We start from the raw sequence: 15,086 nt of genomic DNA on the forward strand, positions 1-15,086 counted from the left end.
GCCTATATCGAATGGGCCAAGACGGGCCGTCCAACTGCCACTGAATATTGGAAGTAAAATGAAATTTCTCGACGAAGCAAAGGTCTATATCAAGTCCGGGGACGGCGGCGGCGGCAGCGTTTCCTTCCGACGCGAGAAATTCATCGAGTTCGGCGGCCCTGACGGAGGCGACGGCGGACGCGGCGGCGACGTCTGGGTCGAGACCGTTAACGGCCTCAACACGCTGATCGATTTCCGCTTTCAGCAGCATTTCAAGGCGACGATCGGCACCCATGGCATGGGCAGGAACCGCACCGGCGCCAACGGCAGCGACGTGACGCTGAAGGTCCCGGTCGGCACCCAGATCTTCGAGGAAGATCAGGAAACGCTGATCTGCGACCTGACCGTCGAAGGCCAGCGCTACTGTCTCGCCCATGGCGGCAATGGCGGCTTCGGCAACGCCCATTTCAAAACCTCGACCAATCAGGCGCCGGATTGGGCCAATCCCGGTCTGCCCGGCGAGGAAAAGACCATCTGGCTACGCCTGAAGCTGATTGCCGATGCCGGCCTCGTCGGCATGCCGAATGCCGGCAAGTCGACCTTCCTGGCATCGGTCACCCGGGCCCGGCCGAAAATCGCCAACTATCCCTTCACCACACTGCATCCTAATCTCGGTGTAGCCACGATCGACGAGCGCGAATTCATCCTGGCCGACATTCCGGGCCTGATCGAAGGCGCCCATGAAGGGGTCGGCATCGGCGACCGTTTCCTCGGCCATGTCGAGCGCACCCGCGTGCTGCTCCACCTCATCTCCGCCCAGGAAGAAAAGGTGGGCAAGGCCTATAAGACGGTCAAGCACGAACTCGAAGCCTACGGAAACGATCTGACCGACAAGGCGGAGATCGTGGCGCTGTCGCAGATCGACGTGCTCGACGATGCTGAATTGAAGAAGAAGACCAAGGAATTGGCCAAGGCCTGCGGCAAGACGCCGTTCCAGATTTCGGCCGTCACCGGCAAGGGCATGACCGAGGTATTGCGTGCGCTGCGCGACATCATCGTCGAAGCCAATACCGAGGAGAAGCCGGCCAAGGTGCCGAAGCTGCGCCATCGCGACATGGTCGTCACCGATGAGGGCGAGGACAAGGGTGGGGACGAGGACGATGACCAGCCGTAAGCCGCTTGGCCGCTACCGCCGCATCGTCATCAAGATCGGATCTGCGCTTCTGGTCGACCGCAAGGCCGGGCTGAAGAAGGCCTGGCTCGACGCCATGTGCGCCGATATCTCAGGCCTGAAGGCTAAAGGCATCGATGTGCTCGTCGTCTCCTCGGGGGCAATCGCGCTCGGCCGCTCGGTGCTCGACCTGCCCTCGGGCGCGCTGAAGCTGGAGGAAAGCCAGGCGGCCGCCGCCGTCGGCCAGATCGCGCTGGCTCGTGCCTGGTCGGAGAGCCTGTCACGCGACGAGATCGTCGCCGGTCAGATCCTGCTGACGCTCGGCGATACCGAGGAGCGCCGCCGCTATCTCAATGCGCGCGCCACCATCAATCAGCTTTTGAAGATCGGCGCCGTGCCGATCATCAATGAAAACGACACCGTCGCCACCAGCGAGATCCGCTATGGTGACAATGATCGCCTCGCCGCCCGCGTCGCGACGATGACCGGCGCCGATCTGCTCATCCTTCTCTCCGACATCGACGGCCTCTACACCGCGCCGCCGCATCTCGATCCGAACGCGACGTTCCTGGAAACGATTGCCGAAATCACCCCCGAGATCGAGGCGATGGCCGGCGGTGCGGCCTCCGAGCTTTCGCGCGGCGGCATGCGCACCAAGATCGATGCCGGCAAGATTGCGACGGCATCAGGCTGCGCCATGATCATCGCCTCCGGCAAGACCGACAATCCTCTGTCGGCAATCGAAAACGGCGCGCGTTCCTCGTGGTTCGCGCCGTCGGGCACACCCGTTACCGCCCGCAAGACCTGGATTGCCGGCCAGTTGCAGCCGGCCGGCGAACTGCATGTCGATGACGGCGCCGTCACAGCCCTCGGCGCCGGCAAGAGCCTGCTTCCCGCCGGCGTGCGCAGCGTCTCCGGCCTCTTCAGCCGCGGCGATACGGTGGCGGTCATCGGCCCGGCCGGCCGCGAGATCGCCCGCGGCCTTGTTAGCTACGATGCCGACGACGCCCGTCGGATTGCCGGCCGCAAGTCGGCGGAGATCGAGGCCATCCTCGGTTATGCCGGGCGCGCCGCCATGGTCCATCGCGACGACATGGTGATGACCGCGCAGATCGGTTCGAAATCGGAAAGGCAGAAGAAGGACGCGAGCTATGCTTGATACCGTTGCGCCAAGCCCTGACATTGATGTGCTGATGAACGACATCGGCCGCAAGGCAAAGGCTGCCGCGCGACCGCTGAGCTTTGCGTCCACTGAGGCGAAGAACAGCGCGCTGAATTCCATGGCCGATGCGATCCTAGCGAACAAGGCGCATATTCTTGCCGAGAACGCCAGGGACCTGAAGGATATCGAAGGCACCGAGACGCTCGCTTCCTTCGTCGACCGGCTGACGCTGAACGACAAGCGCGTCGCCGAGATGGCCGAGGGAATCCGCGCCATCGCCGCCCTTGCAGATCCGGTCGGCGAAGTCATCGCTGCCTGGGACCGGCCGAACGGGCTGAAAATCGAGCGCGTCCGCACCCCGCTCGGCGTCATCGGCGTGATCTTCGAAAGCCGCCCGAACGTCACCGCGGATGCCGGCGCCCTCTGCCTCAAGGCGGGCAATGCCGTCATCCTACGCTGCGGCTCGGACTCGCGCCGTTCATCGCAGGCTATCCATGCCTGCCTTGTCGAAGGATTGAAGGCGGCGGAACTTCCAGAGCATGCTATCCAGCTTGTGCCGGTCACCGACCGCGCTGCCGTCGGCGCTATGCTGCGCGGCCTCGACGGGGCGATCGACGTCATCGTGCCCCGCGGCGGCAAAAGCCTGGTTGCCCGCGTGCAGAGCGAGGCCCGCGTGCCTGTATTCGCCCATCTCGAAGGCCTTTGCCATATCTATGTCGATGCCTCGGCCGATATCGAGATGGCGAAGAGGATCATCGTCAATGCCAAGATGCGCCGCACCGGCATCTGCGGCGCAGCCGAAACCCTGCTTGTCGATGGCGCCGCGATCGGTACGCATTTGACGCCGCTGCTCGAGGTTCTGACGGAGGCCGGCTGCGAGATCCGCGCTTCGCCAACAGTGCTGAAGGTCGCACCGGGTTTGAAGCCCGCGACCGAGGAGGACTGGTCGACCGAATATCTCGACGCGATCATTTCAGTTGCCGTCGTCGACGGCATATCGGGCGCTATCGCCCATATCCAGACATATTCCTCGAACCACACCGAGGCCGTCATCGCCGAGGACCCCGACGTCGTGGCGCGTTTCTTCACCGAAGTCGATTCGGCGATCCTGCTCCACAATGCCTCGACACAGTTTGCCGATGGCGGCGAGTTCGGCATGGGTGCGGAAATCGGCATCGCCACCGGCAAGATGCATGCCCGTGGCCCCGTCGGCGTCGAACAGCTCACCTCTTTCAAATATCGGGTGCACGGTGCCGGACAGACGCGGCCCTGACGTGACGACCGAGCCTGACGTAGCGATCGAGAATGTGGACCGGCACTATCTCCGCATGCCGCACAGCGAGCGCGGCATGGTCGTCGGTCTGTTCGGCGGCTCGTTCAATCCGCCGCATCAGGGCCACGCGCTCGTCGCCGAAATCGCTCTCAAGCGGCTCGGCCTCGACCAGCTCTGGTGGATGGTCACCCCGGGCAATCCGCTAAAGAGCCGCAACCAGCTCGCACCACTCGCCGAGCGCCTCGCCGAAAGCGAACGTGTTGCCGCCGATCCCCGCATCAAGGTCACCGCCTTCGAACAGGCGTTCGGCACCAGCTACACCGCCAACACGCTTGCCCGCGTCAAGGCGCGTAATCCACATGTGCATTTCATCTGGATCATGGGCGCAGACAGCCTGCAGACCTTTCACAAATGGCAGAAATGGCAGGAAATTGCCCGCACCTTCCCGATCGCGGTGATCGATCGGCCGGGCGCGACGCTGTCCTTCCTGTCCTCGAAAATGGCCAGGACCTTCGATTTCGCCCGTGTCGACGAGGATGATGCCCGTGTTCTCTGGAAGAAACGTGCACCGGCCTGGACCTTCATCCACGGACCACGCTCCGGCCTGAGCTCGACGGCAATCCGCAACGGCTCGTCGCACGGCGACGTCGAATAGAGCGCCGCCGCCCAGCAAGACGCATGCGCCGGCCTGATTTCAGAAGATCCCGAAAACGAGAAAGCCCGACGGGGGAGGATCCGTCGGGCTTATAAACTCGATCGACAACTGGGAGGAGGAGTGTTGTCGACCCTATCGAACGGCTATGGGAGGAGGAGAAGCCGTTCGATGAGTATGTTGTACCATATTTCGCAGGAAGATGAACATCGATTGGTGCATTGCAGCAATGCATTGTGCGCAAATCTCGAGGCGGATTTGGCTTCATCATTGCCGCTTTTATTAGCAAAAATTAAGGAAACATCCCCCGCTGCCCGGAGTCCTTGCGGTTGGCAAACTGACTCTGGGTATTTTCGCCATGCTGATCTGACTTTCGCCGGAAGCCATGCACCTCACGAATGCGTGAACATTGCGCCGCTGCGAACGTGAGCACCCGATACGGTTATATTTTCCTGGATATATCCCTAGCCAAGATGCCTCGCCCGTTATATTCGTCGCAATATTTCGAACCCTGGGGAATAAGTCATGCAAAACCGCCGCCAATGGATGAAACTGGCAACCGCTGCGATCGCCGGCCTCTGGCTTGGCGCGACAGCGCTGCCGGCGCCTGCCGCCGCAGCCGAAAAGCTCACCGTCTTTGCGGCGGCGAGCCTCAAGAATGCGCTCGACGCCGCCAATGCCGCCTGGGCAAAGGAAAGCGGCAAGGAAGCCGTCGCCTCCTATGCGGCGAGCGGCGCGCTGGCCAAGCAGATCGAAAGTGCCGCACCCGCCGATATCTTCATCTCGGCCGACCTCGACTGGATGGACTATGTCGCCAAGAAAAACCTGATCAAGGCCGATACCCGCTCCAACCTGCTCGGCAACAAGATTGTGCTCGTTGCCGAAAAGGACAAGGCAAAGCCGGTTGAGATCAAACAGGGCTTCGATCTTGCCGGACTCCTCGGTGACGGCAAGCTTGCCATGGGTGAGCCGAAATCGGTTCCGGCCGGCAAATACGGCATGGCCGCGCTCGAAAAGCTCGGCGTCTGGAAATCGGTCGAAACCAAGGTTGCCGGCGCTGAAAGCGTGCGCGCCGCCCTGGCCCTCGTCTCCCGCGGCGAAGCGCCCTACGGCATCGTCTACCAGACGGATGCCGCAGCCGATAAGGGTGTCGCCATCGTCGGCACCTTCCCCGCCGAGTCCCATCCCCCGATCATCTATCCGATTGCAATCCTCGCCGAGAGCAAGAACTCGGATGCATCAGCCTATCTCGATTTTCTGAAATCGGACAAGGCGGCCGCCTTCTTCACGGCGCAGGGTTTCACCATCCTGAAATGATTGAGAAGTTGAGATGATTGCGGAATCGACAGTGACCGCTTAGCGTGAAGACTCAATAAGGCGAGCCGCAGATAGCAGTCTGGTTCGTGCCGATGTTGCCCCTCACCCTAACCCTCTCCCCGTAAACGGGGCGAGGGGACGTGCCCAGCGAGACGTTAGCGAGGGACGGAGAGGTTGCGGCTATTCCCCTTCGCCCCGCGAGCGGGGAGAAGGTGCCGGCAGGCGGATGAGTGGCAGGCATCGGGTGATGCCGGATTTCCAGGGAGACCATCGCATTTGAACATATTGGGCTTGAGCAATGAGGAATGGACGGCGATCCTGCTCAGCCTGCGCGTCTCGATTGTCGCCATGTTGGCGAGCCTGCCCTTCGGCATCCTCGTCGCCCTGCTGCTTGCCCGCGGCCGCTTCTGGGGCAAGTCGGTGCTGAATGGCGTCGTTCATCTGCCGTTGATCCTGCCCCCGGTCGTCACCGGTTTTCTTCTCCTCATCCTGTTCGGCCGCCGCGGTCCGATCGGCAGCCTGCTCGACCAGTATTTCGGCATCGTCTTGTCTTTCCGCTGGACGGGTGCTGCACTGGCCTGCGCCATCATGGCCTTTCCGCTGATGGTGCGCAGCATCCGCCTGTCGATCGAGGCGGTCGACCGCAAGCTGGAAGAGGCGGCCGGAACGCTCGGCGCCGGCCCTGCCTGGATCTTCCTGACGATCACCCTGCCGCTGACCCTGCCCGGCATCATCGCCGGCATGATCCTTTCTTTTGCCAAGGCGATGGGCGAATTCGGCGCAACGATCACCTTCGTCTCCAACATTCCAGGCGAAACCCAGACGCTGTCGGCGGCGATCTATACCTTCACCCAGGTACCTGGCGGCGATGCCGGCGCGCTCCGCCTGACGTTCGTCGCCGTCGTCATTTCCATGGCCGCCCTGCTCGCCTCCGAATTCCTCGCCCATCTCGCAGGCCGGAGGATCGATCCGGAATGACGCTGATCGTCGAGGCAAAACAGCGGCTCGGCGCCTTTTCGCTCGATGCCGCCTTCACCTCCGAACGTGGCGTCACCGCGCTGTTCGGCCGCTCCGGCTCCGGCAAGACCTCGATGATCCGCATCATCGCCGGCCTTGCCCGCCCGGACCAAGGCCGCGTCGTCCTCGACGGCGAGCCCCTGACCGAAACCGCAACCGGCATCTTCGTCCCGAAACATCGCCGCCGCTTCGGGTATGTCTTCCAGGAAGCGCGGCTTTTCCCACATCTCAGCGTTCGCGCCAATCTGTTCTACGGGCGATGGTTCGCGGCGAGAACGGCGCGCGGCGAGAGCTTCGACCACATCGTCGACCTGCTCGGCATCGAGGCGCTGCTGGAGCGCAGCCCCTCGAAACTCTCAGGCGGCGAGAAGCAGCGCGTCGCCATCGGCCGCGCGCTTCTCTCCTCGCCGCGCCTGCTGTTGATGGACGAGCCGCTCGCCGCCCTCGATGAGCTGCGTAAGGCCGAGATCCTGCCTCATCTCGAGCGGTTGCGCGACGAGACCGACATCCCGATCGTCTATGTCAGCCACTCGATCGCCGAGGTGGCGCGGCTGGCAAACCAGGTCGTCGTCATGCGTGACGGCAAGGTGGAAGCGACAGGCCCCGCCGTCGACATATTGAGCCGCCCCTCCACCATCTCCGACCGGCGCGAGGCCGGCGCACTGCTGGAAGGCACAGTGGAAAGCTTCGATGTGAGTCATCGTCTATCGACGGTGGCGCTGAAATCCTGTCAGCTCCATATTCCGGGCGCTGCCCTTGCGCCCGGCAAATCGGTCCGCATCCGCATTCCCTCCCGCGATGTCATGCTGGCGACCGCAAGACCCGAGGGGCTCAGCGCGCTGAATATCCTGGAAGCAAGGATAGAGGGGATCTCGTCGACCGAGGACGGAACGGTGGAAATCCGGCTCGATTGCGGCGGCGATATCATTCTTTCCCGGATCACGACGCTGTCCTGCGAGCGTCTGGATCTTCGACCGGGAAGGGCGGTCTTCGCCGTCATCAAGACAGTTGCCCTGGAGGCCTGATCAGTTGCGCTCGCCCTGCTGCATGTTGCGCTTGGCCTCGAGCCAGGCGAGGTCCTCAGCAAGGCTGGTCCGCACCGTCTTTTCCATCCGACGGAAACGCTCGAGCAGTTCCTCGCCGAACGGCGTCAGCACCGCACCGCCGCCCTTCTGCCCGCCGCGCTGCGATTCCACCACCTGTTCGTTAAACATCCGGTTCATCTCGCTGACCAGCAGCCATGCCCGCCGATAGGACATGTCCATCGCCCGCCCGGCCGCCGAGATCGATCCGGTCTGGCGGATATGCTCCAGCAGTTCCATCTTGCCATGGCCGAGACGATCCTCATCCGGGAAGCTGATTCGCAGGACGGGCACGAGTGTTTTTGCGGCTGAGTCGGTCATTGAATCTGGAGATCGTGGAATTTGCCGCACTTTACGCTGCGGCATGGAAACTGTACACCGCCCGCACGAGGCCGCCCCGAGCAGTCAAATACTTCAATTCGAACGGCAGATCGGATTTTCGGCCGTTCTGTACCTTAGCATGTCTTGAAACATTAATGGTTTGATGCCTATCTTAACCATGATCCGGTCGCGATCGGATCTGTGTTGTGCATAGTTTGTCATTCCAGGAAAGGGAAAGCACTGACAACAGTACACGCCAAGGGAAAAACGTTCGCCGTTATCCCGAAGAGTGCGGAACGTGGCGCCGATGCCGCCGCCCGTGCCCTAGAAACCGTCCTCGCCAGCCTCGAGGACTCCAAAGCTGAAGATATCGTCACCATCGACATTGCCGGAAAATCGGCGCTGGGAGACTACATGATCGTCGTCTCCGGCCGCTCGAACAGGCATGTCATGGCGATCTCGGATCACCTGCTCACCGACCTCAAGGACGACGGCCTCGGTACGGCCCGCGTCGAAGGTCAGGAAGGCGGCGATTGGGTCCTGATCGACACCGGTGACATTATCGTGCATGTGTTCCGTCCCGAAATCCGCGAGTTCTACAACATCGAAAAGATGTGGGCGGCTCCGGATATGGATGAAGAAACACGGCACTGACAGGCGGGCCGGCATTTTGTCCGGCGCCTGAGACGTGGCATTGGCTGGCCGGCAAACATCACAAGCCGGCCGGTGGCGTAACGTGCGCCCGATGTGCTGCATGAGCGGGAGCGGATGAATGCGAATAGGTCTTTTTGCGGTGGGACGGCTGAAGTCCGGCCCAGAAAAGGATCTTGCCGCCCGTTATTTCGACCGTTTCGCCAAGGCCGGCCCTGCCGTCGGCCTCGAATTGACCCGCGTTGCCGAAGTTGCCGAAAGCCGGGCCTCCAATGCGGAGACCCGCAAGCGCGAAGAGGCGGCGATGCTTCTGAAATCGCTTGCCGATGGCAGCATCCTCATTCTTCTCGATGAACGCGGCAAAGCGCTCGACAGCGAATCCTTTGCAAACCTGCTCGGCTCCTATCGCGACCAGGGCAAACGCGAGCTGACCATCGCGATCGGCGGCGCCGACGGCCTCGATCCCTCGCTTTACGACCGTGCCGACGCGACGCTGTGCCTGGGTAAGATGACTTGGCCGCACCAACTCGTGCGCACGCTGATCGCCGAGCAGCTCTATCGTGCCGTCACCATCCTGTCCGGTCACCCCTATCACCGCGTCTGATGCCGCATCGGCCTGATGCGTCGGCCCGATACCCCGGCAATGCGTCGCAATGTCACGCAGCCGTGTTTGCTTGGCCACCCGTTCTCCTGCAAACCTTATGGCAAAGTGCACCAAATCAGCTTAGTCTCCGCGCGATTTGAGAAAGTGCCCCAACACGCATGTCGAGAGCATCCACCAGGCGACACCGCATGATCCTGCCGGCTATCGCGGCCGGCGTCGGTGTGGCGGTGATTGTCGTGTCGGCAAATCCGTTCATCGTCCGGGCGCAGGATGCCGCGCCCGAGGCGGCACAATCCGCACCGCAGCCGGCAGCCGAGCCGCCGCCGCCGCCCGATCCGGCGGCCGAACTTGCCGCCAAGCGTGATCAGACCCGTGCCGAACTCGAAACCCTGTCGAAGACGATCAGCCTCTCCACCGACAAGGTGAGCGCGCTTCAGCAGAGCATCGCCGATCTGGAAAAGAGCACGGAAAGCGTCCGCCAGGCACTGATCGATTCCGCTGCCCGCCGCAAGGCGCTCGAAAAGCAGATCCTCGAAAGCGAGAAGAAGCTTGCCGATCTCGGCGTCAAGGAGGATGGCATCCGCCGTTCCCTGCACGAGCGCCGCGGCTTGTTGGCCGAGGTGCTGGCAGCACTCCAGCGCATGGGCCGCAACCCGCCGCCCGCTTTGCTCGTCACCCCTGATGACGCGCTGGCCTCCGTGCGCAGCGCCATTCTGCTCGGCGCCGTCGTGCCCGGCATCCGCAAGGAGACCGATAAGCTTGCCGCAGACCTCGCAAGCCTTGCCGCATTGCAGACCGCAAGTGCTGCCGAGAAGGCCTCGCTGACCGGGACGATGACTGATGGCATCGAGGAAGAGCGGCGCATGGACCTGCTGCTTGCCGAAAACGACAAGCTCAGCCGCAGCAACGCCGCCGAACTCGGGGCCGAAAGGAAACGTTCCGAGGAACTGGCAGGCAAGGCGACCAGCCTCGAAGGCCTCGTCGCCTCGATGGAATCCGAGATCGCTTCGGTGCGGGATGCCGCCGCTGCCGCCCGCCTGGCCGAGGAGAACCGCAAGCTTATGACGGACGAGCAGCGCGCCCAGGCCAAGGCGCTTGCCGACAGCGGCGTGCCCGATAAAAACCGCATTGCGCCCGCATATCCCTTCGGAGAATTGAAGGCGAAATTGGAGGTGCCCGTTACGGGTGATATCCTGCGCCAGTTCGGCGACGCCGACGGCACCGGGCACGAGGCCATGGGAATGACGGTCGCCACCAATCCAGAGACAGTGGTGACGGCGCCTGCGGATGGTCTGGTGGTTTTCGCCGGCGCATTCCGCAGTTACGGCCAGATGATCATCCTCGACACGGGTGATGGATACCACCTGGTTCTCTCGGGAATGGATACGATCAATACCCGTCAGGGAAAATTCGTTTTCTCCGGCGAGCCGCTTGCCGTGATGGGCGCGAAAAGAGTGGCAAGCGCAACTGCATTGGCGCTGGAAACGAACCGGCCAACGCTTTACATTGAATTTCGAAAGGACGGTAAACCGGTCGATTCCCGGCCGTGGTGGACCGCCAAAGACACTGGAAAGGCACGCAATGATTCGTAGGGCTTCTCTTGTTCTGGTCGGCGCATTGATGGGTGCGACCGCAATGAGCGTCATTTACTCGGCGGGTGTGCCGGCAGAAGCGGCCGGATCCTCGACCTACAAGGAACTTTCGGTTTTCGGAGATGTCTTCGAGCGTGTGCGTGCGCAATATGTGACACCGCCTGCGGAAGACAAGCTGATCGAGAACGCCATCAACGGTATGCTCTCCTCGCTCGATCCGCATTCGAGCTACATGAATGCGAAGGACGCCGAGGACATGCGCACCCAGACCAAGGGTGAGTTCGGCGGCCTCGGCATCGAAGTCACGATGGAAGACGAACTCGTCAAGGTCATTACCCCGATTGACGATACGCCCGCCGCCAAGGCCGGTGTTCTCGCCGGCGACTACATCTCCGAGATCGACGGCCAATCCGTGCGCGGCCTGAAGCTGGAAGACGCAGTCGAGAAGATGCGCGGCGCCGTCAACACGCCGATCAAGCTGACGCTGATCCGCAAGGGTGCCGACAAGCCGATCGAGCTGACGATCGTCCGTGACGTCGTCGCCGTCCAGGCAGTCAAGTCGCGTGTCGAGGACGATGTCGGTTATCTCCGCATCATCTCCTTCACCGAGAAGACCTATCCTGACATGGAAAAGGCGATCAAGAAGATCAAGGACACCGTTCCGGCCGACAAGCTGAAGGGTTATGTTCTCGACCTGCGCCTCAATCCGGGCGGTCTGCTCGACCAGGCGATCAACGTCTCCGATGCCCTGCTGCAGCGCGGCGAAGTCGTTTCGACCCGCGGCCGCAATCCGGATGAAACCCGCCGCTTCAATGCCGGCCCGGGCGACCTGACGGATGGCAAGCCGGTGATCGTGCTGATCAACGGCGGTTCGGCTTCCGCATCGGAAATCGTCGCCGGCGCTCTTCAGGATCTGCGCCGTGCCACCGTTCTCGGTACGCGCTCCTTCGGCAAGGGCTCCGTCCAGACGATCATCCCGCTCGGCGAAAACGGCGCGCTGCGCCTGACCACAGCGCTCTACTACACGCCGTCGGGCCGCTCGATCCAGGGCACCGGCATCACCCCCGACATCAAGGTCGAGGAGCCGCTGCCGCAGGAACTGCAGGGCAAGATGGTGACCGAAGGCGAATCCAGCCTGCGCGGCCACATCAAGGGCCAAAGCGAGACGGACGAAGGTTCGGGCTCCGTTGCCTACGTCCCGCCGGACCCGAAGGACGACGTTCAGCTGAATTACGCGCTCGACCTCCTGCGCGGCAAGAAGACCGATCCGGCCTTCCCGCCGAATCCTGACAAGGCCGTCGTCGCCAAGTAATCGATCACGTCAAGGCCGGGCACCTCGCCCGGCCTTGACCCTTTCTGCTGTTTCCCGGTTTTGGAGCGGGCGAAAAATTGGGAACGGACCTGCATACGCCTCTGGGCCGCAACCGCAAAACCGGCCGCAAGCGTCCGGGTTTTCTGCGCCTTGGCCGCATCGCCGCCAGTCTTTGCCTTTTCGCCATAGGCGGCTTTTCCCTCTATACGGCGTTTCGCGGTGATGGGCTCGAACGCACCAAACCGCCGGCGGCCGAACAAGCCGCACCCCCCCCTGCCAATACGCCTCAGCCGCCGACGGCCACCACGGGCCAAACTGCTGACGGCATGCCCCGCGCCGACCCGCGCTCGGGCGCCAATGTCGAGCAGATGGTCACCGGCGACGGCTCGGTCGTCACCAAATACAGTCCCCGCCCGCGTGACGGCGGCGGGCCGGTGCTGGTCGACGCCATGCAGATCGGCCAGGATCCGCGCATGGCAGCCCAACCCAATGATGCGCTGCTCGAAGAGACGCCTTTTGGCAGGCTGCCTATCGTCGGCCCGGATGGCCGGCGGCCGATGGATCAATATGCGCGTCCTTCGTCCGGCGCGCGCGGCGTCCGCATCGCCATCGTCGTCAGCGGCCTCGGGCTCAGCCAGACCGGAACGCAGCGCGCCATCGCGGAGCTTCCGGAGGAGATCACCTTCGCTTTTGCTGCAAGCGGCAACAGCCTGCAGCGCTGGATGCAGGAAGCCCGCCGCGGCGGTCACGAAATCCTCCTCCAGGTGCCGCTCGAACCCTTTGATTACCCGGCGAACGATCCGGGCCCCGAAACGCTGCTGACCACGAAACCTGCCGCCCGCAACATCGAAAACCTGCACAAGGCGATGGGCGAGATCACCAACTATACCGGCGTCATGAATTATCTCGGCGGCCGTTTCCTGTCCGATCCCGCCGCCATGGAACCTGTCATGCGCGACATCGGCAAGCGCGGGTTGCTGTTTCTCGACGACGGCACTTCGGCGCAGTCGAAGACGGCGGCAATCGCCAAGGGAACCGAACTGCCCTATGCCTTCGCCGACCTGCAGCTCGACGGCCAGCTTGATATCAATGCCGTCCTGAAGAAGCTCGACGAACTCGAGCGCATCGCCCGCAAGAACGGTCAGGCGATCGGCGTCGCCTCGGCTTTCGATGAGAGCGTTGACGCCATCGCCAAATGGAGCGAGGAGGCCGCGATGCGCGGCATCGAGATTGTCGGCGTTGCCGCCCTTTCCAACGACCCCCGGAATCCTTGAGAGTATCCTTGAGAAGAATTCCTGAACGGAGAAGATGATGAGCCAGGCGACCGTGAAAGCCGAGGATCTGCCCTACCGCCCCTGCGTTGGCGTGATGATCCTGAACCGCGATGGCCTCGTCTGGGCAGGACGGCGCATCGCCGACGGCAATTCCGAATATGACGGCTCGCCGCAGCTCTGGCAGATGCCGCAGGGGGGCATCGACAAGGGCGAGGATCCATTGGACGCTGCCTACCGCGAGCTTTACGAGGAGACCGGTATGAAGACGGTGACCCTGCTTGCCGGAGCGAGAGACTGGATCAACTATGATTTGCCGCCGGCACTGATCGGCATCGGGCTCAGGGGGAAGTTCCGCGGCCAGACACAGCGCTGGTTCGCCTTCCGCTTCGATGGCGACGACAGCGAGATCGCCATCAATCCGCCGCCTGGCGGCCATGAGCCGGAATTCGATGCCTGGGAATGGAAGCCGATGCGGCAGCTGCCGGGGCTGATCGTGCCCTTCAAGCGCGCCGTCTATGACCAGGTGGTGGCCGAGTTCCAGCATCTGGCAGCACTACAATCGGAAGACTGATCGATACAGCACGATCGCGATTGATCAGGTCCGTTTTTGATTTCAGCAGATGGAAATGAGGGCCACCGGTTTCGATCCGGTTTGATGCAGCCGATCGCGGAGGACGGCAGCTGATAATTCGAGAGGTAACACCGGCCGCCATCGGCGGCCGGCATCTCTTTCGAGTATTATTCGGCTTCGTTGGCGGAATCGGCGTTGAGCTGGCCGTATTTGCTCTCGCCGATTTTCCCGAGCAGGTCGATCTGTGTTTCGAGGAAGTCGATATGACCTTCCTCGTCCGCCAGCAGCTCCTCGAAAAGTTTCATGGAAACGTAGTCGCCGGCGTCATGACAGATATCGCGCGACTTTTTGTAGGCCGCGCGAGCGTCGTACTCGCCGGCAAGATCGGCTTCCAGAACTTCCTTGACGTTCTGGCCGATGCGCAGAGGTGCAAGGGTCTGCAGATTGGGATGGCCTTCGAGGAAGATGATGCGTGCAACAAGCCGGTCGGCATGGTGCATCTCTTCGATGGATTCGGCGCGCTCCTTCTTGGCGAGCTTGGTATAGCCCCAGTCCTCAAGAAGACGATAATGAACCCAGTATTGGTTGACCGCACCGAGTTCGAGGAACAATGCCTCGTTAAGCCGCTCGATGACCTTTTTGTCGCCTTTCAATGTCCGCTCTCCTGTTTTCCTCATGGAATTGTTTCAAGCGGGACATGAAATCAAATATTTCGGTCTCCGTCGAGTGGCGACGGGCGTGATATTCCTCGGTTGTCTGGATAATGATGTCGACGACGTTGGGGAAACAGCCGCAGCAGCGGCCGCGTTTTTCCATGGCGTGGTAGACTTTCGCAGGCACGATGAGCTGCCAACAGTCTTCATCGAGAAGGTTGGTGATAACCTCCCGGATTTCCTTATCGGTTATATAATTGCAGCTGCAGACAAGCACGTCTTCATTCCAAACATGACACTGACTATCGTGTTTTCTGCTAAAGAAGATGGTGGCTGTCAAGAAAAAATTCGAGTCCCACAGCGTCAAACAGCGATGTACGGTGAGGCCTCCATGCATGTTGTTCGGGATTATGCAGCGGTTTCAGGATGATGACGCCATAAGCCAAATGAAGGTG

The 15,086-nt window shown here is 62.0% G+C and carries 17 protein-coding genes; 14 read left to right on the forward strand and 3 right to left on the reverse strand.

Annotated features, from left to right (window positions below):
• Positions 1-58 precede the first annotated feature (58 nt).
• The 8 genes from obgE (at position 59) to modC (ending at position 7,596) form a co-directional block, all read left to right on the forward strand.
• Entirely contained in the window at positions 59-1,153 is a 1,095-nt protein-coding gene (obgE, locus tag AC25BC_RS21260) for a GTPase ObgE (RefSeq protein WP_012759481.1), read from the forward strand.
• Positions 1,140-2,309 carry a glutamate 5-kinase gene (proB, locus tag AC25BC_RS21265; RefSeq protein WP_012759482.1) on the forward strand — a complete coding sequence of 390 codons (1,170 nt, stop codon included), beginning with the start codon at positions 1,140-1,142 and terminating at the stop codon, positions 2,307-2,309. Before obgE ends, proB begins: the two co-directional genes overlap by 14 nt.
• Positions 2,302-3,585, forward strand: a complete 1,284-nt coding sequence (locus AC25BC_RS21270) for a glutamate-5-semialdehyde dehydrogenase (RefSeq protein WP_012759483.1) — start codon at positions 2,302-2,304, stop codon at positions 3,583-3,585. The genes proB and AC25BC_RS21270 overlap by 8 nt, the downstream gene beginning before the upstream one ends.
• Positions 3,506-4,240: a nicotinate-nucleotide adenylyltransferase gene (locus AC25BC_RS21275; RefSeq protein ID WP_050563532.1), complete on the forward strand. Its 735-nt coding sequence runs from the start codon at positions 3,506-3,508 to the stop codon at positions 4,238-4,240. The genes AC25BC_RS21270 and AC25BC_RS21275 overlap by 80 nt, the downstream gene beginning before the upstream one ends.
• Before the next feature lie 168 nt (positions 4,241-4,408).
• Positions 4,409-4,666: a hypothetical protein gene (locus AC25BC_RS21280; RefSeq protein WP_128438343.1), complete on the forward strand. Its 258-nt coding sequence runs from the start codon at positions 4,409-4,411 to the stop codon at positions 4,664-4,666.
• A 96-nt stretch (positions 4,667-4,762) separates the two neighbouring features.
• Positions 4,763-5,554, forward strand: coding sequence for a molybdate ABC transporter substrate-binding protein (gene modA, locus AC25BC_RS21285; RefSeq protein WP_012759485.1), 792 nt, complete (start codon positions 4,763-4,765; stop codon positions 5,552-5,554).
• Positions 5,555-5,830: 276 nt separating this feature from the next.
• Complete coding sequence (gene modB / locus AC25BC_RS21290) at positions 5,831-6,532, forward strand: molybdate ABC transporter permease subunit (RefSeq protein WP_012759486.1); 702 nt, start codon at positions 5,831-5,833, stop codon at positions 6,530-6,532.
• A complete protein-coding gene (gene modC, locus AC25BC_RS21295) occupies positions 6,529-7,596 on the forward strand; it encodes a molybdenum ABC transporter ATP-binding protein (protein WP_012759487.1) in 1,068 nt (355 codons plus the stop codon). Before modB ends, modC begins: the two co-directional genes overlap by 4 nt.
• Here the strand turns inward: modC and AC25BC_RS21300 are convergent, their stop codons facing one another.
• Positions 7,597-7,974 carry a winged helix-turn-helix domain-containing protein gene (locus tag AC25BC_RS21300; RefSeq protein ID WP_012759488.1) on the reverse strand — a complete coding sequence of 126 codons (378 nt, stop codon included), beginning with the start codon at positions 7,972-7,974 and terminating at the stop codon, positions 7,597-7,599.
• A 210-nt stretch (positions 7,975-8,184) separates the two neighbouring features.
• Here AC25BC_RS21300 and rsfS point away from each other — a divergent pair, with 210 nt between their 5' ends.
• From rsfS to AC25BC_RS21330, 6 genes are all read left to right on the forward strand, one after another.
• Positions 8,185-8,628, forward strand: coding sequence for a ribosome silencing factor (rsfS, locus tag AC25BC_RS21305; RefSeq protein ID WP_003589592.1), 444 nt, complete (start codon positions 8,185-8,187; stop codon positions 8,626-8,628).
• A 118-nt stretch (positions 8,629-8,746) separates the two neighbouring features.
• A complete protein-coding gene (gene rlmH / locus AC25BC_RS21310) occupies positions 8,747-9,229 on the forward strand; it encodes a 23S rRNA (pseudouridine(1915)-N(3))-methyltransferase RlmH (RefSeq protein WP_012759490.1) in 483 nt (160 codons plus the stop codon).
• A gap of 188 nt (positions 9,230-9,417) precedes the next feature.
• Positions 9,418-10,821, forward strand: coding sequence for a murein hydrolase activator EnvC family protein (locus AC25BC_RS21315; protein ID WP_012759491.1), 1,404 nt, complete (start codon positions 9,418-9,420; stop codon positions 10,819-10,821).
• Positions 10,811-12,133 carry a S41 family peptidase gene (locus tag AC25BC_RS21320; protein ID WP_017995549.1) on the forward strand — a complete coding sequence of 441 codons (1,323 nt, stop codon included), beginning with the start codon at positions 10,811-10,813 and terminating at the stop codon, positions 12,131-12,133. The genes AC25BC_RS21315 and AC25BC_RS21320 overlap by 11 nt, the downstream gene beginning before the upstream one ends.
• Positions 12,134-12,210: 77 nt before the next feature.
• Positions 12,211-13,407 carry a divergent polysaccharide deacetylase family protein gene (locus AC25BC_RS21325; protein ID WP_012759493.1) on the forward strand — a complete coding sequence of 399 codons (1,197 nt, stop codon included), beginning with the start codon at positions 12,211-12,213 and terminating at the stop codon, positions 13,405-13,407.
• Between the two features lie 37 nt (positions 13,408-13,444).
• Positions 13,445-13,978, forward strand: coding sequence for an RNA pyrophosphohydrolase (locus AC25BC_RS21330; protein ID WP_012759494.1), 534 nt, complete (start codon positions 13,445-13,447; stop codon positions 13,976-13,978).
• 167 nt (positions 13,979-14,145) lie between these two features.
• Here AC25BC_RS21330 and bfr read toward each other — a convergent pair whose 3' ends face one another.
• Together bfr and AC25BC_RS21340 are read right to left on the reverse strand one after the other, a co-directional pair.
• Complete coding sequence (gene bfr, locus AC25BC_RS21335) at positions 14,146-14,631, reverse strand: bacterioferritin (RefSeq protein WP_012759495.1); 486 nt, start codon at positions 14,629-14,631, stop codon at positions 14,146-14,148.
• Positions 14,597-15,028: a (2Fe-2S)-binding protein gene (locus AC25BC_RS21340; protein WP_113546691.1), complete on the reverse strand. Its 432-nt coding sequence runs from the start codon at positions 15,026-15,028 to the stop codon at positions 14,597-14,599. Before AC25BC_RS21340 ends, bfr begins: the two co-directional genes overlap by 35 nt.
• Between the last annotated feature and the right edge of the window lie 58 nt (positions 15,029-15,086).

It is taken from the genome of Rhizobium sp. WSM409 (genome assembly GCF_057653825.1).